General features: G+C 52.2%; 18 protein-coding genes. 15 read left to right on the top strand and 3 right to left on the bottom strand.

Going from position 1 to position 17,381, the window contains the following annotated elements:
• Positions 1-58: 58 nt before the first annotated feature.
• Positions 59-868, bottom strand: a complete 810-nt coding sequence (locus FPZ49_RS09920; RefSeq protein WP_144846048.1) for a GT-D fold domain-containing protein — start codon at positions 866-868, stop codon at positions 59-61.
• A 79-nt stretch (positions 869-947) separates the two neighbouring features.
• Positions 948-2,294, bottom strand: coding sequence for an N-acyl-D-glucosamine 2-epimerase (locus tag FPZ49_RS09915; RefSeq protein WP_144846046.1), 1,347 nt, complete (start codon positions 2,292-2,294; stop codon positions 948-950).
• 182 nt (positions 2,295-2,476) lie between these two features.
• Here FPZ49_RS09915 and FPZ49_RS09910 point away from each other — a divergent pair, with 182 nt between their 5' ends.
• The 15 genes from FPZ49_RS09910 to FPZ49_RS09840 all read left to right on the top strand — a co-directional run bounded on the left by FPZ49_RS09910 (position 2,477) and on the right by FPZ49_RS09840 (position 15,990).
• Positions 2,477-3,490, top strand: a complete 1,014-nt coding sequence (locus FPZ49_RS09910) for a CobW family GTP-binding protein (RefSeq protein ID WP_144846044.1) — start codon at positions 2,477-2,479, stop codon at positions 3,488-3,490.
• A 13-nt stretch (positions 3,491-3,503) separates the two neighbouring features.
• Complete coding sequence (locus tag FPZ49_RS09905; RefSeq protein ID WP_144846042.1) at positions 3,504-3,959, top strand: Fur family transcriptional regulator; 456 nt, start codon at positions 3,504-3,506, stop codon at positions 3,957-3,959.
• Between the two features lie 408 nt (positions 3,960-4,367).
• A complete protein-coding gene (locus FPZ49_RS09900; protein ID WP_391563813.1) occupies positions 4,368-5,435 on the top strand; it encodes a sulfate ABC transporter substrate-binding protein in 1,068 nt (355 codons plus the stop codon).
• Positions 5,436-5,453: 18 nt separating this feature from the next.
• Entirely contained in the window at positions 5,454-6,290 is an 837-nt protein-coding gene (cysT, locus tag FPZ49_RS09895) for a sulfate ABC transporter permease subunit CysT (protein WP_144846038.1), read from the top strand.
• A gap of 23 nt (positions 6,291-6,313) precedes the next feature.
• Positions 6,314-7,201: a sulfate ABC transporter permease subunit CysW gene (gene cysW / locus FPZ49_RS09890; RefSeq protein ID WP_144846036.1), complete on the top strand. Its 888-nt coding sequence runs from the start codon at positions 6,314-6,316 to the stop codon at positions 7,199-7,201.
• A gap of 5 nt (positions 7,202-7,206) precedes the next feature.
• A complete protein-coding gene (locus FPZ49_RS09885; protein WP_144846034.1) occupies positions 7,207-8,268 on the top strand; it encodes a sulfate/molybdate ABC transporter ATP-binding protein in 1,062 nt (353 codons plus the stop codon).
• A 47-nt stretch (positions 8,269-8,315) separates the two neighbouring features.
• On the top strand, positions 8,316-9,140 hold the full coding sequence (locus tag FPZ49_RS09880; RefSeq protein ID WP_144846032.1) for an alpha/beta hydrolase: 825 nt from the start codon (positions 8,316-8,318) through the stop codon (positions 9,138-9,140).
• 22 nt (positions 9,141-9,162) lie between these two features.
• A complete protein-coding gene (locus FPZ49_RS09875) occupies positions 9,163-9,354 on the top strand; it encodes a YezD family protein (RefSeq protein ID WP_144846030.1) in 192 nt (63 codons plus the stop codon).
• A gap of 271 nt (positions 9,355-9,625) precedes the next feature.
• Complete coding sequence (locus tag FPZ49_RS09870; protein ID WP_144846276.1) at positions 9,626-10,945, top strand: ABC transporter substrate-binding protein; 1,320 nt, start codon at positions 9,626-9,628, stop codon at positions 10,943-10,945.
• Positions 10,946-10,969: 24 nt separating this feature from the next.
• A complete protein-coding gene (locus tag FPZ49_RS09865) occupies positions 10,970-11,863 on the top strand; it encodes a carbohydrate ABC transporter permease (RefSeq protein WP_144846028.1) in 894 nt (297 codons plus the stop codon).
• Between the two features lie 10 nt (positions 11,864-11,873).
• On the top strand, positions 11,874-12,674 hold the full coding sequence (locus FPZ49_RS09860) for a carbohydrate ABC transporter permease (protein ID WP_144846026.1): 801 nt from the start codon (positions 11,874-11,876) through the stop codon (positions 12,672-12,674).
• A 4-nt stretch (positions 12,675-12,678) separates the two neighbouring features.
• The gene (locus tag FPZ49_RS09855; RefSeq protein ID WP_144846024.1) at positions 12,679-13,431 is read left to right on the top strand and encodes a Cof-type HAD-IIB family hydrolase; all 753 of its coding nucleotides are present in this window, start codon (positions 12,679-12,681) and stop codon (positions 13,429-13,431) included.
• Positions 13,432-13,622: 191 nt separating this feature from the next.
• On the top strand, positions 13,623-14,477 hold the full coding sequence (locus FPZ49_RS09850; protein ID WP_144846022.1) for a transporter substrate-binding domain-containing protein: 855 nt from the start codon (positions 13,623-13,625) through the stop codon (positions 14,475-14,477).
• 117 nt (positions 14,478-14,594) lie between these two features.
• A complete protein-coding gene (locus FPZ49_RS09845) occupies positions 14,595-15,275 on the top strand; it encodes an amino acid ABC transporter permease (RefSeq protein ID WP_144846020.1) in 681 nt (226 codons plus the stop codon).
• Positions 15,268-15,990, top strand: coding sequence for an amino acid ABC transporter ATP-binding protein (locus tag FPZ49_RS09840; RefSeq protein WP_144846018.1), 723 nt, complete (start codon positions 15,268-15,270; stop codon positions 15,988-15,990). Before FPZ49_RS09845 ends, FPZ49_RS09840 begins: the two co-directional genes overlap by 8 nt.
• Before the next feature lie 56 nt (positions 15,991-16,046).
• Here FPZ49_RS09840 and FPZ49_RS09835 read toward each other — a convergent pair whose 3' ends face one another.
• Positions 16,047-17,231, bottom strand: a complete 1,185-nt coding sequence (locus FPZ49_RS09835; RefSeq protein WP_144846016.1) for a M20 family metallopeptidase — start codon at positions 17,229-17,231, stop codon at positions 16,047-16,049.
• Positions 17,232-17,381 lie beyond the last annotated feature (150 nt).

Genomic DNA, 17,381 nt, shown 5'->3' with positions numbered 1-17,381 from the left:
CATCTGCTGCAACTCAAATAGCGGACCCGGATCATCCCCGGCGTCCGCTATTTCCGTTTCACGCTTTCCTACGAGCTTTCACCCCCTGACCGTTCGGACGGGTCCCTCCGTTCCGCTTCAATCGACGAAGCCAGCGGAATTTGAACCGCTGCCGCTTGGTGCCATAATTGCTCCCGGTCCATTCTCGCGGGTGGGCGAACGCATCCATCATGTGCCCGATCTCGATGGCACTTTTGCCCAACTGCTGCACGATCCGGGGACAAAGAATCCGCCCGGGCACACTGGCGCCGACCAGCACGAGGTCAAAGCGTTCCTGCTGCTTTGCCAGCTGCCCGAGCGTACGTCCGAGCTCCCGGTAATGGTTCAGGGGAACGGTGAGCGCGACGCGAATGCCTTGCTTCCGCAGCTGCTTAGCGGCCCGGGGAGCGGCACGTCCCACGAGCGCGACCCGGTAGGATCGCAGGAGGCGATGCAAGTACCCCTTTTGATAGAGCTGATCATTAATAAAGGAATCGGCGATATACGGAGGTCGCCAGCCCGTACGCCGAAGGAAGGCTTGGATATGGTTGATACTCGATAGATAATGCGATACGCCAACCACCGTAGCGGCTCGAACCGCTTGCTCCAGCTCGCGCAAAAACGCGGCGGAGGGAGGCAGATGAATTCCAAGAAATGATGAAACATAGGATAACGAGCGAAGCTGCCGCCGAGCGAGCAGCTTCCCCATCACATCGCCCAGACGAATGACGGAGACGGCTTGCCCGGTACGGATCGATCGCTGGATCAGCCGGTAGGTGAAGCCGGCACCGACGGTTCGGCGTTTGTAGCGCGATTCGATGATACGTACTCGTTTGACACTGTTAAGCATACCGAAGCTGCTGCCTCCTTTGGTGTGGCTGTCCTTTCTTCATAGTTTATGAAAAAGCAGCGGCTGGGTGCACCTATTTTCATGGACGGGCAGGGGCTACGGGAACGTGGGAGCCGCGCGGCGTTTCATTGGCCGGTTCCCCCTGAACGAGCCAGCGGCTTGGAGTATCTTGAACGCCCGACACTTCGATCTCGAAGGCGTCGGCGGGCCAATGATCCGATTGGAGAATCACCCAGCTGCCGTCCACCTTCAGGATCGAAAAGGGTACGCAAAGCTCATCCCCGCGTTGATGCAATCGATAATGCGCTCTGGCTGCAGCGGATACCTCATCGACACGCTTATTAAATGCGATGCGAATCCGTGAACGGTCCACTCGCTCGGCTTGCAAGGGAATCGGCTTCTCCTTATACATCCATAATCCAATGGAATACTCATACGCGGTCCAAAACCGGTAGCCCAGCTGGTCAGCCGTAGCGGCAAACGTTCGTACCCATTCCGTGCTTCGCCGCATTCGGCGCAGTGAACCGATATCGGTCTGTACACCAAGCGGGATGGAGGCATGCGATGCGCGAATTTGCTGAACGAACGGCTCGTATCGCTTCACATAATCCGCAGGGAGCCGTACACGCATCCAGTCGGGCCAGTGAGTCTGCAGCACGTGGACATCCGGGCGCACGGTCCGGATCATTTCTGCCGCATCGACCCCTTGATACTCTCGCACCGCACGGACCGGATCGCGCCCAGCATCGACCGCAACGGACCAGGTGGCGACCCGGATATCCGGTCTGGCCTCCCGCACACCGCCAGGACCGTTAATAAATGCATTCAAAAAAGCGTTGACCGCCTGCACGCGGAATTCGATCCACAGCAGGTAACGGGCCACGTCTTTTTTATAATAATAGGGGGAAGAGCGGTAGCGAAATTCGGGCATCTCCCCGCCGGAAAATTGTTTAAACGCGGCTCGCGCCAGCGGGCCCACATCTCCGTAGACCCAACTGTCCAATCCGTTCCATTCAGGGAAATAGGGCTCCGCCACTTCAAACCCGTCAAAGGGATATCGTCGAACCAGCTCGGCGCAGACGGCCTTCTTCCATTGCAGGTACCGACTGCTGAAGGGGGAAAGGCGGTAAAAGCCATCGTTCACCGGCTTCAGCAGTACCATTTGCCACTCGCGCCAATCCGGAGGCAAATGCCCCGTCGAATAAGCACCGTTGCCCAGCACCATAGCCCATACGCGCATTCCTCTATTCTTCAGCGCTTCCACAAGCCGACCGTTCACGTTCGTTTCATCGGTGACAAAATATCGGACAGCACGATAACCGGCAAGCGCAAGCTCGGAAGCAATGCTTTCTACGGAGCGGTCACGGTAATAGGCAAAGGTTGGGTCGATTTGAATCGTTGGCTCTATCGGCGGTTGCTCGGACATGGGTCACCTCTCTCCTTAGAATGGCTACTAGGCTTCTATGCGTCTTTCTACAAAAATAGTACCCTTAGCTTGCGCTCTTTTTGACAAGCTGAGGGGAGCAGAGTACAATTTTCTGGTAATGGGTTGAATTTGTCGAAATGATTCCTTAAGGTTTGGATCAAGAAGAAAGCGGTGTTTCAAGGATGAAAAAAGCGATCCCTGTTCATATTTTGACCGGTTTTCTGGGGAGCGGCAAGACGACGCTGCTTACCCGGGCGCTGGATTATTATAAGCTGCGCAGCATGAAACCGGCGGTGCTCATGAATGAGCTGGGCGAAGTCAATCTCGACGGCATGCTGGTCGATGAGGAAGTGCCGATGACCGAGATGCTGGGCGGCTGCATTTGCTGCACGGTTCGCGGCGATCTGGGCATGGAGCTGAAGCAGCTGATAGACGAGCATCAGCCCGATGTCGTGTTTGTCGAGTGCACGGGTGCGGCGAATCCGATTGAGGTGCTGGACGGCGTGACGGACGCTTCGCTGCTAACCGAGGTGGAGCTCCAGTCGGTAATCACGGTAGTCGATGCTTTGCAGTTCTCTGAACGTGCGGTGAACGCCAAGAGCAAGACGTTCCGCTTAATGGCGGATCAAATCCGCTGCGCCACTCGGATTATTTTGAACAAAATCGATCTCGTTCCTCCGACGGAGCTTACCCGCTTGGAGGCATTGATCCGTGAACTCAACGAGGTTGCGCCGATCATCGGTGCGGTGAAATGCGAAATCGATTTAAGCTTGTTTGATCAGCAGGGCGGCAGCGTCGAGGCCCGGTATCGTGAGGCCCACCAACACTCCGAGGCATGCGGCCATGGCGAGACCTGTAATCACCCGGATCATTCGCACGAGCACTCCGCTGAGGACGCCCATGCCCATCATCATAGCCACGAGCATGTGATGGTGTATACGCATTATTTTCAAGTCCCAATCGACAGTGAGCAGTTCGAGGCGCTAATCGGCCGTCTGCCGCAAGAAATTTACCGGGCCAAGGGTATCCTGCGCTTCTCCGATACGGTGAACCCGTTTCTGTTTCAATATGCGTACCGCGAGATGGATTTTATCAAAATCACTCCGAAGGAAAACGTCCCCAGTGTGGCGGTATTTATTGGGGAGCACTTCGACAAAGCTCGCTTGGTCGCGGAGCTAGCTGCGCTGGAAGCGTGAAATGGAGGCAGTTATGGCGAACCATCATAAGCAGGATATTGAATCTACGATGCAAGATATCGTTAAGGCTATGTCGGCCAAAGGCTGGCGCATCACCGATCAACGCAAAAGCTTAGCAACGCTGTTTGCCGAAGCAGAGGGGTTTTTGTCTCCCAAGGACGTGTACGACTCCATGCGGCAGCAGTACCCTGGCGTCAGCTTTGATACGGTATACCGCAATCTGCGGCTGCTGAGCGAAATGGGCGTGCTCGAGCAAATTTACTTGAATGACGGCTTGAAGTTCCGCGCCCGCTGCGGGTCGCACCATCATCACCATCTGATCTGTCTCCAGTGCGAGAAGACGGTTCCGTTCGAATTTTGTCCGATGCTGCACATGGCAGGTGTTCCAGCCGATTTTCAGGTGGTCAGCCACAGGTTTGAAATTTTCGGCTATTGTCCGTCTTGTGAATCAACAGCGTCGTCAGAATAAGTATTCCAATCACATAGGGCATCACGTTGGTCTGCGCTCGCGGATGACGTGGTGCTTTTTTCTTTGTCGAAAAGGGGCTTGAATTTTACCAAGCTGGCGGAAAGTACGCACGAGTCAGAAACAAAGTAAAGGCTTTCAACCATTGCCGACAGCTCTCTAGAACCCTCAAGTCTTGTACTTAATGTCATGGTGAAAATATTACCAACATCGATTGACAGTAATTTAGGCGGGTGCTACGATACATTCATACCAAGTAAGTTTATCGGAATAATAAATATAAGTTACCGGACCACCGGAACCGCTAGATGACTCGCTGGACGATGCATCCGATAAACGATTCTTCGGTCATTTCAACCGAAAAAATGATTCAAGGGGAGAGATTTAGTTATGAAAACTCAAAACAAACAGATGCTCCGAGCCATCGGCAAATGGTCCTTATACAGTGTTCTTGCTTTATCCTTACTAGGCCTGACGGCATGCGGCAGCAGCGCAACTCCGGCATCCAATGCGAGTGGTGACAAACCAGTTGCCGCAGCGAAGCCGCCCGTGGAATTATTGAACGTTTCCTACGATCCAACGCGTGAGCTGTACCAAGAGTATAACAAGGCTTTTGCAGCCTACTGGAAAAATAAGAGCGGGCAAACGGTCACCGTCAAAGCTTCGCACGGCGGCTCCGGCAAGCAAGGCCGATCCGTCATCGACGGTTTGGAAGCCGACGTAGTCACCTTGGCACTAGGTTATGACATCGATGCAATTCAAGAGGCGGGGCTGATTCAAAAGGACTGGCAGAAAAAGCTGCCCAACAGCAGCTCCCCATACACTTCGACAATCGTCTTCCTGGTTAAGAAGGGAAATCCGAAGGGCATTAAAGATTGGGACGATTTGATCAAGCCTGGCGTCCAGGTCATCACTCCGAATCCGAAAACCTCCGGCGGCGCCCGCTGGAACTACTTGGCGGCCTACGCTTATGCGTATAAGAAGAACAACAATGACGAAGCGAAAGCGAAGGAATTCGTGCAAAAGCTGTTCAAAAACGTACCGGTGCTTGATTCCGGTGCCCGTGATTCCACAACGACGTTCGTGCAGCGCGGCATTGGCGATGTCCTGATCGCTTGGGAGAACGAAGCGTACTTGTCGATCAATGAATTTGGTAAAGACAAATACGAGATCGTGAACCCGTCGCTCAGCATCTTGGCGGAGCCTCCGGTAGCCGTGGTGGATAAGGTCGTTGATAAACGAGGCACTCGCGAAGTGGCGCAAGCGTATCTGGAGTACCTGTACACCGATGAAGGCCAGACAATCGCAGCGAAAAACTATTACCGTCCGCGCAATGAAGCGATAGCGAAGAAATATGATGCACAATTTCCAAAAATCCCTATGGTAACGATCGAAGATCCACTCTTCGGCGGCTGGCAGAAAGCACAAAAAACTCATTTTAACGACGGCGGCGTATTTGACCAAATCTATAAGCCGTAAGCAGGGAGCGGGATCAGCATGGCAAAGGCTCGGAATTCACGCAGGGTATTACCCGGTTTCGGGTTATCCATGGGCTATACGGTGCTCTACCTCAGCTTGATCGTCTTGTTTCCTTTATCCGCGATTTTCATTAAGACGTCGGGCATGGGCTGGGAGAAGTTTTGGCATACGATTACGGATGCAAGGGTGGTGGCGTCGTACAAAATCAGCTTCGGTACGGCGCTCGGCGCTGCGCTCGTGAATGCCATCTTCGGCTTCATCGTAGCTTGGGTGCTTGTAAGATACAAATTTCCTGGAAAAAGGCTGGTGGATGCGCTCGTCGATCTTCCCTTTGCACTGCCTACGGCAGTTGCAGGCATCGCGCTGACGACGATCTATTCGCAGAACGGCTGGGTAGGACGCATCTTGGAGCCGCTCGGAATCAAGATTGCGTTCACTCAGCTGGGGATTACGCTGGCCTTGACCTTTATCGGCATCCCGTTTGTGGTGCGGACGCTGCAGCCGGTCATCGAGGAGCTGGAGAAGGAGGTAGAGGAAGCGGCGGTCAGTCTCGGAGCGAGCCGGTGGCGGACGTTTAGTCGCGTTATTTTTCCAGAGGTACTACCTGCACTTCTCACCGGTTTCACGCTGGCGTTCGCCAGAGCGGTGGGAGAATATGGCTCGGTCGTGTTTATCTCCGGCAATATGCCGATGAAAACCGAAATCGCGCCGCTCCTGATCATGACGAAGCTGGAGCAGTACGATTACGCAGGCGCCACAGCGATTGCACTGGTGATGCTGGTCATTTCCTTCCTTACGCTGCTCCTCATTAACTACCTGCAGTGGCGGGCAAACCGGCATACGGTATCAGCTTAACTTATATAAGGAGGACGATTCCTATGGCCGGGTATGTTACCACCACGGTCCATGCGGGTCAAGTGAGCCTCGACAGGCCACGGCACATCACCGAGCCGCGCATGATTCAATGGTTTTTGATAGCGATCGCGTTAATTTTTCTAGGCTTTATGCTCATTCTGCCGCTGGCTAGCATCTTTGTGGAAGCCTTCCGCAAAGGCTGGGAGGTGTATGCAGCCGCACTAATCGAATCCGACGCCGCGGCGGCGATTCGCTTGACCATAACCGTCGCAGCCGTGTCGGTGCCGCTTAATCTATTATTTGGCATCGCGGCGGCATGGGCGATCACAAAGTTTAAGTTCAAAGGCAAAAATCTGCTGATGACCCTGATTGATCTGCCGTTTGCCGTATCTCCTGTTATCTCTGGACTCATCTACGTTCTATTGTTCGGTGCAAGAGGCTGGTTCGGTCCGTGGCTGCAGGCACATGATATCAAAATTATTTTCGCCCTGCCAGGGATTGTGCTGGCAACGGTGTTTGTTACCTTTCCCTTTGTGGCGCGGGAGCTGATTCCGCTCATGCAGGCACAGGGAACGCAAGAGGAGGAAGCCGCTGTGACGCTCGGTGCGGGCGGCTGGCGCATCTTTTGGAACATTACGCTGCCTAACATTAAATGGGGCTTGCTGTACGGCATTATCTTGAGCAGTGCCAGAGCAATTGGCGAATTCGGCGCCGTCTCTGTCGTCTCCGGTCATATCCGGGGGTCGACCAATACGATGCCGCTGCACATTCAAATTTTGTACAACGAATATAATTTTGCCGGAGCGTTCGCCATTGCATCGCTGCTCGTTTTACTAGCCGTGGTGACCTTGGGGGTTAAAAGCTTCATCGAATGGAAGTTTAAAGCTCAGCAGCACAGGGAAGGGGAGTAACGTTCATGCATATCGTTGCCAAACACTTGACGAAAAGCTTTGGCAGCTTTCAAGCCACCAAAGACGTCAGCTTCGAGATCGAGAAGGGGAAGCTGATCGGGCTGCTCGGTCCGAGCGGAGGCGGGAAAACGACGATCCTTCGCATGCTGGCTGGGCTCGAGGTGCCGGATGCCGGAGACATTTTGTTTCATGGGCAAAAGGTGAACCATCTGCCGCCGCAGGAACGAGGGATCGGCTTCGTGTTTCAAAACTATGCCTTGTTCCGGCACATGACCGTGTTTGATAACATCGCCTTCGGCCTAACAGTACAAAAGCGCACTAAACCACAGATTCGCGAGCGGGTCATGGAGCTCATCGTACTCACCGGACTGTCCGGGCTGGAGCACCGGCTGCCGAATCAGCTGTCTGGCGGACAGCGTCAGCGGGTCGCTTTTGCCCGTGCGATTGCGCCGGAGCCCCAGCTGCTGCTGCTCGATGAGCCGTTCGCCGCGATTGACGCGAAGGTGCGCAAGGAGCTGCGGACGTGGCTGAAGGACATGATCGACCGTGTGGGCATCACCACCATCTTCGTCACGCATGACCAGGAAGAGGCGGTAGAGGTGGCCGATCAGATCATGATTGTGAATCAAGGCCGTCTGGAGCAGCAGGGCACGCCGATCGAAATTTATAGGGAGCCGCAAACGCCGTTTGTAGCGACCTTTATCGGGGAATCGAACCGGCTGGATGATATTTCGGGCTTGAAGGGCTTTGACTCCGAAGCCATTCATCAGGCGAAAGCCGTGATTCGGCCGGAATTCATCGAAATTGGGCATCCCGGCGAGATTTCATTTCCTTCCGCAGCGGAACAGGGAAGGGTTAGGAATATCTTTTTCCGGGGGACGAATTGGCAGGTAGAAGTGGAAGTCGAGGGTGATCGCTTGTTTGCTTACCGTTCCATGGAGCTTCCGCCGTTACAGCCGGGAGATGAAGTCCATGTGCTGATTCACCGCCTCTACGTGTTCAACGAGAACGAAAACAGACTGCTGGAGAATCGATTGAAGGTTGATCCGATGCCGGTACACATATAATAGAGAAAGAAAGCGTCGAATCGATATAACCGTTGGAGGGGTACAGCATGGAGCATCATATTACAATACGCAGTGGAGAACTGGACTTGGCGGCAACGCTGCATTACCCCGTCTCGGGAGCTGCTGGAAGCAAAGCAAACCGTCATCCGATCATCATCATCGCACATGGCTTTATAGGCACCCGAATTGGCGTGGACCGGCTTTTCGTCAATGCGGCACGTGATTTTTGCCGGCATGGGTACATGGTGCTGCGGTTTGATTACGGCGGCTGCGGCGAGAGCACGGGAGATTATGGCCAGGGCGGCTTGGATGCGCTGATCGACCAAACCCGGCATGTGATCGATTACGCACTAGACATCGATTGCGTGGATCCGCAGCGATTGATTTTGCTCGGTCACAGCTTAGGCGGTGCGGTAGCGATCTTGACGGCAGCGCGTGATAAGCGGGTGAAGACACTGGTGCTCTGGGCAGCGGTCGCGTATCCTTTCAACGACATCATTAACATCACCGGCAAGCAGCTGTATGAACGTGCCGTTCAGAACGGCTCCTCGGATTACTTGGGCTACAATTTCGAGCCGGTGTTTTTCGACTCGCTGACCAAGCATCAGCCGTTTGAGCAGCTGCGCAAGTTTAACGGCGATGTGTTCCTGGTCCATGGCACGGCCGACGAAGTGATTCCGGTAGACTACTGCTTTTTGTACCAGAAGCTGTTCTGGATGCGCAGTCAGGGGCTGTGCGATAAAGAGGTTATTTTTCAAGCGAATCATACGTTCACTGGGCGAGAAGCGAAGGAGCAGCTGCTGAGCAAGACGAGGGAGTGGCTGATCACGAACGACAAGCAGAAACAAGAATGGAACGACTGGGAAATCTAATCAGGTAGCGGAGGGATGGACCATGGCAAAGCCATTGGAAGTGGATGAGCATTGGATTAAGCGCTTGGCACAAAGTGTGAATGGTCTCGAATACGGCACCGTTCAAATCGTCGTCCATGATGGACGCATTGTGCAGATCGAGCGAACGGAACGCAAGCGATTTGAGGCGGAGCTGGCAGCACAGCGCGTGTCTGCAACCAAGCAAGTGAAATAGCCCCTAGATCGGCGAGGTAAAAAAATGTATTGCAGTTCTGGACTTGGAAGAGTATACTAAACCAAGTATTTACCAATACAATTTCATTCGGCGTTTGCTTAGGGCTGAGATATTGAGAACCCAAAGTGCTGTTCATGATTCCTTCCGGAATGATGAAAACTGCATTTTGGGTTCTTTTTATTTTGTCGAAAGGGGGGCATTGACAGCCTGCTGACGAACGCTAAAACAACCATTAAGGAGATGAATAGGTGTGAAGCTGACCAAAACGAAAATGATGCTTGCAATCGCTCTCACGGGAAGCATGCTGGCCTTATCGGCTTGCGGCGGAGCGGCTCCTGCTACCGGAGGCTCTGGAGCAAAATCAACGGAGGCAGAGAAAAAAGCCTCCAAGCCGATCGAGCTGCAATTTTACTTCCCAGTGGCTGTCGGCGGGCCATTGACCAAAATTTTCGACAGCCTGGCCGAGCAATTCAACAAGGAAAACAAAGACGGGATTACCGTGAAGCCGATTTATACAGGCAGCAACCAGGACACCCTGGTCAAAGCGCAAACCGCTGTCATGGGAGGCACGCCGCCGGATCTGATGCTGTCGTCTTCCACGGATTTGTTCACCTTGATGGACATGGACGCGATTATCCCGCTGAATGACCTGATTGCCAAAGATGGTGGAGACGCTTACATTAAAGATTTCTATGAAGGCTTTATGGCAAACGCTCAAACCGGCGGCAAAACGTACAGCATTCCGTTCCAGCGCAGCACCATTATTTTGTACTACAACAAGGATGCGTTTAAAGAGGTGGGTCTGGATCCGAATAAACCGCCGCAAAATTACCAGGAATTAACCGAATACGCAAAAAAGCTGACGAAGCCTGGCAGGTGGGGCCTTGAAATTTCCTCCACCGACTACATTGGCTGGATGTTCCAGGCACTTGCTTTACAGAACGGCAAAAACCTGATGGATCAGGACGGCAAGAAAGTATTTTTTAATACTCCGGAGAATGTAAAAGCGCTGCAATTTTGGATTGACCTGATCAAGAAGGACAAGGTCATGCCGGAGGGCGCTACGAACTGGGCTACGATTCCGTCGGACTTCAACAGCGGAAAAACCGCGATGATGTACCATACGACGGGCAACCTCGGTGCAGTGAAGAGCGGAGCCAAATTCGAATTCGGCACAGCGTTCCTGCCAGCCGGTAAGAACTTCGGCACACCGGTAGGTGGAGCGAACCTGTACATCTTTAAAGGGATTGCGAAAGAACGGCAGGAAGCGGCGTGGAAATATATCCGTTGGCTGACCCAGCCGGACCGTCTGGCGCAGTTCAGTATTGATACCGGCTATGTAGCGCCGACCCGCAGCTCGAATGAGACCGAAGCGATGAAAAAATATATCGCCTCCTTCCCGCAAGCGGTTACGGCACGCGATCAGCTTCAATATGCTGCCGCCTCGTTCTCTACGCACGCTTCCGGCGAGGTAGGGAAGATCTGGAACGACAGCCTGCAATCCGCGATCACGGGCGACGTTCCTCCGGCGGAAGCACTCAAGAAGGCACAGGATGCCTCCGAGAAAGTGCTGGCTCCTTTTAACAAATAAGTGAAGTAGATAGGAGGGCGATCCATGGAGAAGCGGTTATTAGCCGTTCGTATGCGCAACAATGTGCAAGCGTGGCTGCTTCTCCTTCCTACTTTCATTTTCCTCGCGCTGTTTACGTTCTACCCGCTGTATAAGACGGTCGTTACCAGTTTTTATTTGAAAAAATTGGCGATCCGCGTCCCGCAGTTTGTGGGCGGAGGGAACTATCAGAAGCTTTGGGAAGATGCGAAGTTTTGGAAGGTGCTGGGCAATACGGTCATCTTTGTCATCGGGACCGTTCCCGCGGCGATGGCCATTGCAATGATCATGGCTCTGTTTGTCAACCGTGCGATCCGGGGCGGCGGCTTGATGCGAACGTTTTATTTTTACCCGACCGTCATTCCGGCTGTTGCTATCGCGAATATTTGGTTGTTTATTTACACTCCAAAGTATGGCATTTTGAATAGCATTCTGGAGTGGTTCCACCTCCCCTCGGTTAACTGGCTGGGCGATATGAGCACGGTGCTGGGCTCGACGATTGTGATGGCGATTTGGAAGGAAGCCGGATTTCTTATGGTATTCTATTTGGCCGGGCTGCAAAACATCCCTAAGGATCTATATGAAGCGGCTGATGTGGATGGAGCAAGACCATGGTTCGTCTTTTGGAAGGTGACGTTCCCGCTGCTGATGCCGAGCACGTTATTTATTTTCATTATTGCGACGACGGGCACCTTCAAGCTGATTGATCATTTGCCGGTCATGACCGGCGGCGGCCCCGACAATGCAAGCAATCTGCTGCTATACCATATCTATGAGACTGCCTTCAAGTTTTGGGACGAAGGGATGGCAGCTACCTTAACCGTAGTCCTCATTGTGCTGCTTTTGATCGTTTCGTGTATCCAATTTTTCGGGCTGGATAAAAAAATTCATTACAGTTAGGAGGAGTGGCATGCGCTTCCTCAAATATGGCCTGATGTATGTTCTGGCCCTCATCTGGATTATCCCGCTTGCGTGGACCGTCATAACCTCCTTTCGGCCCCGGGACCTGATCGTATCGTCCGGCTGGTCGCTGCAATTTACATTAGATAACTACAAGCATGCGTGGAATGCGGCTCCGTTTGCACAGTATTACGTCAACACGATTGAAATCGTGGTTGGGATCGTACTTGTTCAGCTGATTACGGTCATTTTCGCAGCTTATGCCTTTGCCCGCATGAACTTTTGGGGGAAAGATGTACTTCTCATGCTGGTTATGATGCAAATTATGGTTCCCCCGGATATCCTGATCGTTCAGAACTATCAAGTCCTGAAGTCGATGCATCTGATCGATACCAAGCTGGGAATTATGATTCCTTACTTTGCTTCGGCGTTCGGTACGTTCTTATTGCGGCAGACGTTTAAATCCGTGCCCTATGAGCTGGAGGAGGCAGCAAGGCTCGACGGCTGCAATCTGCTGCAGATTATTATGAAGGTATATGCGCCGTTGGCGATTCCTTCGTTGATCTCGTTTGGGATCGTGTCGATCAGCCATCATTGGAACGCCTTCCTATGGCCGCTCATAGTGACGAATTCTCCGGAGAACCGGCCGCTTACGGTAGGATTGGCGATTTTTGCTCATGCTTCCGAGACCGGAGCACAGTTTGCAGAGGTGACAGCGGCTACATTAATTATCGCGCTGCCGCTTTTAATCGGATTTTTCGTGTTTCAAAAAGGGTTCATCAACAGCTTTATGCATTCGGGGGTGAAGTAGCAACATGACGATTAAATTGATAGCGCTCGATATGGACGGCACGCTGCTCAATGAGAGTAAGCAAATTTCGCAGCAAAACACGGAGTGGATCGCCAAGTGCAGCGAGCAAGGAGTGCATGTCATTTTATCCACGGGGCGCGGAATTCATAAGATTCGTCCCTATCTTAAGCAGCTCCAGCTGGAGTCGTCGCTCATTGTCGCGGTAAACGGCGGGGAAGTGTGGAAAGGGCCTGATGAGCTGCTGTTTCGCCAAACGATTTCTGCGGAGGTGATTGAGGCGCTGCGGCAGCTGGCTCATGAGCTGGATGTGTGGTATTGGGGGTATCATTCGGAAGGCAAGCCTACGCGGGATTCGTGGGGAGATCGGGAGTTGCAAGGCTCAACGCTGCTGCAATGGGTTAAGTTTGGCTTTCAATCGGACGATCCAGACAAAATCGCGCAACTGTATGAGAGAATCCCGAGTATTGGAGCATTTGAGCTGACCAACTCTCATCCGTCCAATATTGAGGTGAATCCTGCAGGGATCACCAAGGCGAGCGGGCTGCACCAAGTGTGCAATCTGCTCGATGTAGGGATGCACGAGGTCGCAGCGATGGGAGACAGCATGAACGATATGTCGATGATAACGGAAGCTGCGCTTGGCATAGCGATGGGCAACGCCCAGGAAGAAGTTAAGCGGCGGGCCGATGCGGTCACAGACACCAACGATGAAGATGGGGTCGCAAAAGCGATTCAGCGCTATATTTTTTCTAGCTAAACCAAGGTTTATTTAATCTCTACCTTAGTAAGTATTCCTATTCCAGGGCTGCCAGATAAGTAGAAGCTTCTACTTATTTGTGCGGCTCATTTTTTCAGTTGGAGGCGATAATTGACAAAATAGAGAAGCTGTTGTCAAACTATCAGCTCTATTATATAATGTTGAAGTTACTTTGAAAGGAGAATTGACCAATGTTCAAAAACAAAGCTCTTATTGGTTTATTTGTATGTTTTGCTTTGGTGATGTCTGCTTGCGGATCGAAGGCAGCTGCTCCGGCAGAGCCATCCAAAACGACCGGAGATAAGCCAGCCGCGGCACAACCGGCGAAGGAAACGAAGCTGGATCAAATTAAGAAGGCCGGTAAAATTGTTGTAGGTACAAGCGCGGACTACCCGCCGTACGAGTTCCACAAAGAAGTGAACAAGAAGGACGAAATCGTCGGCTTCGATATCGAGATTGCCAAAGCTCTTGCTAAAGACCTCGGCGTTACGCTCGAAATGAAGGATATGAAGTTTGATGGTCTGTTGGCTGCCCTGGATGCTGGAAATGTCGATTTCGTTATTTCCGGTATGACTCCTACTGAAGAGCGTAAGAAAAGTGTAGATTTCACTAAAATTTACTACACTGCAGTTCAAACGGTGGTTGTTCGCGCCGAAGATAAAGACAAATACAAATCGGTTGACGATCTGAAAGGTAAGAAAGTCGGCGCTCAAAAAGGTGCTACACAAGAACAGATCGTAAAAGAGCAAATGCCTAACTCCGAGCTGAAAGCTCTTGGCAAAATCTCCGACCTCATGCTTGAGCTGAAAAACAAGAAGGTTGACGCGCTCGTAGTTGAGCAGCCTGTCGCTTCTGCTTACCTGTCGAAGAACAAAGATCTTGTCATTACTGACGTGAAGCTGAAGACAGAAGACAGCGGTTCGGCGATCGCCCTGAAGAAAGGCGCCCCTGAGCTGGTGGACGCAATGAACAAAACGCTTGATAAGCTGATGGCTGATAAATCCATTGAAAAATTTGTGGCTGAGGCAAACGATCAAGTGGAATAATAACTTCATAAGAGCGACTTTCCTATAGACGACAAAAACCTGAGCGGAGCTACTCCACCCGGGTTTTTGTTCGGTTTTTTGCAAATTTTATACGAAGGCTGAAGAAGGAGGGGAACGATGGATTTTTCATTTTTACCGAAGTATTATATGTTTTTTCTTGATGGCGCTAAAATAACGCTGATTTTATCGTTCTTTACGGTGATTTTGGGTGTCGTTCTAGGGGTTTCTCTCGCATTGATGCGCATGTCGAGGATTTGGCCGCTGAAAATTTTCGCTACCTCGTATATTGAATTCATACGCGGTACTCCACTGCTCGTACAGCTGTTCATTATTTATTATGGCCTTCCGCAAATCGGAATTACTTTTCCTGAGGTGCCGGGCTTTGGCTCCGCTTTTCCAGACTTTATGGCAGCGGTATTGACGCTTTCCATTAACAGTGCGGCGTACATAGCAGAATTATTCCGTGCGGGAATTCAAGCGATTGACAAAGGACAAATGGAAGCAGCACGCTCACTGGGGATGCCTCATTCGATGGCGATGCGCTATATTATTTTACCGCAGGCTCTTCGCAATGTGCTGCCGGCCCTCGGCAATGAATTTATCGTCGTCATCAAGGAATCTTCGATCGTCTCCGTCATCGGGATCGGCGAACTCATGTATAAAGCGGATACGGTACGGGGTAACACGTTCCAGCCGTTCGGACCACTCCTTGTAGCCGCACTGATTTACTTCGTCATGACCTTCACACTGTCCAAATTGCTCGGGGTAGCAGAGAGGAGGATGAGGACTTCTGATTAAGGTAATGGATTTACACAAAACGTTCGGCAAAAACGAAGTGCTCCGCGGCATCGATATGGAAATCGCCAAAGGCGAAGTGGTCGTTGTGATTGGGCCCAGCGGCTCGGGGAAAAGCACCTTTTTGCGCTGCTTGAACCTGCTGGAGACGCCGACGGGCGGCGATATTGAATTTGAAGGCACCTCGCTTGTGAAGAGCAAGCAGGATCTCAATCGTCTGCGTCAACGGATGGGGATGGTGTTCCAGCAGTTTAATCTGTTCCCTCATATGTCGGTCATGGACAATATTACGCTGGCGCCAAAGAAGCTGAAGAACCTCAGCAATGAAAAAGCACAGAAAATCGCCGCTGACCTCTTGCAACGCATTGGCCTCGCAGACAAAGCAGGGAGCTACCCAGGACAGCTGTCCGGCGGTCAAAAGCAGCGGATTGCCATCGCTAGAGCGCTCGCCATGTCGCCTGCGGTTCTGCTGTTCGATGAGCCGACATCGGCGCTTGATCCAGAAATGGTCGGCGAGGTGTTGGATGTCATGAAGGAGCTGGCGGCCGAAGGCATGACGATGGTCGTTGTCACGCATGAGATGGGCTTTGCCAGAGAAGTGGGGACGCGACTGGTGTTCATGGACGGGGGCAAAGTCGTGGAGCAGGGCAAGCCGGAAGAAGTGTTTGCGAGTCCGCAGCATCCGCGTACGAAAGAGTTTTTGAGCAAGGTATTGTAAACAGCAAAAAGCCGCACAGCCTCCGAGCGTTTCGGAAGCAGCTGTGCGGCTTCTTTTTAATGTTTCGACGCTCCGGCTTGGACGCTGCGCTTAAATTCCTCACGCATCACCTGCAGTGTCTCCGGGTTTGACAGCACATCGTAGGCCGTGTAGGCCAGCGCTTTGGCGCCTAGAAGCATTCCTTCGAAGGCACGCGGCTGCATCGCTAAATCGCGGAATTCCTTGGTGTGCAGCAGATGCTTCTCGTTCACTACTTTCACATACGGATGAATGGTCGGACAATGCCGCGACACATTGCCAAGATCAAGTGATCCGTGATCTTTGCCGGTCTCGATTTCATTCTCGGAGATGCCGAGCAAGCCCAAATTGCGCGTGAATAGTTCCGACAGTGTCTCATTCGTGATCAGCTCGTCATACGAGAACTCATAGTTCGATGTTTTGAGCGTACAGCCGGTCTGCAGCGCGGCTCCTTGGGCACAGCGGAGCACCTTTTGCACCAATTCATCGGTATAAGGGCGATTCGCGGAACGGATATAAAATTGCGCCGCAGCATACTCCGGAATGATGTTCGGGGCTTTACCGCCATCGGCAATGATCCCGTGAATCCGGGCATGGCTCTGCAGCTGCTGCCGGAGTGCGCCGATCGATTGGAACAATAACAGCACCGCATCCAGCGCGTTAATCCCTTCGTACGGCGTAGCTGCCGCGTGTGCGGCTTTGCCGAAAAATTCATATTGGATCGCGTCCATAGCAAGCGATTCACCGGATTTCTCGTACGTGTGATATGGATGCGCCATTAACGCAAAATCACAGTCGTTAAACAATCCTGCCGCGGCCATCGTCACTTTGGCGCCTTTCGTTTCCTCCGCTGGGGTGCCGTACACGCGTAGTGTCCCGCCAAGCTCCTCCATCACGGATTTCAGCCCGACCGCCGCTGCCAAGCTCATCACACAAATTAAATGATGGCCACACGCATGTCCAAGCTCAGGCAGCGCATCATATTCACATAAAAAAGCCACCGTCGGGCCTGGCTTGGAGGCGGTGTAGGTGCCGATAAAAGCGGTTGGCAGATCCAGTACAGGAGTCTGCACTTGAAAGCCTTGGACTCTCAATTCCTCCATGAGGCGGGTAGATGCTTTAAATTCTTCATGCCCTAGCTCCGGATTTTCACCTATGTATTGGGAGATCGCTGTGAATGTACTCGCATGCTGTTCAATCACAGAAGCGATGTGCTGTTTCATCGTTAAATTCGCTCCTCTCAGACGAGACGTATTTTCCTCTCCTGTATTATAAACGATGCGAAGCGGGCAAACAAAAAAGACCTTTCCACCTCGGTAGAAAGATCTTTTGTTTATTAGATCTTTCCACCCCTGTGGTAAGGCCTTACTTAT

Origin of the sequence: Paenibacillus cremeus (assembly GCF_007786445.1) — a bacterium.
GTDB classification, from domain to species: Bacteria; Bacillota; Bacilli; order Paenibacillales; family NBRC-103111; genus Paenibacillus_G; species Paenibacillus_G cremeus.
The sequence above is the reverse complement of the archived record's forward strand: the minus strand, read 5'-3'. Positions and strand labels throughout refer to the sequence as shown.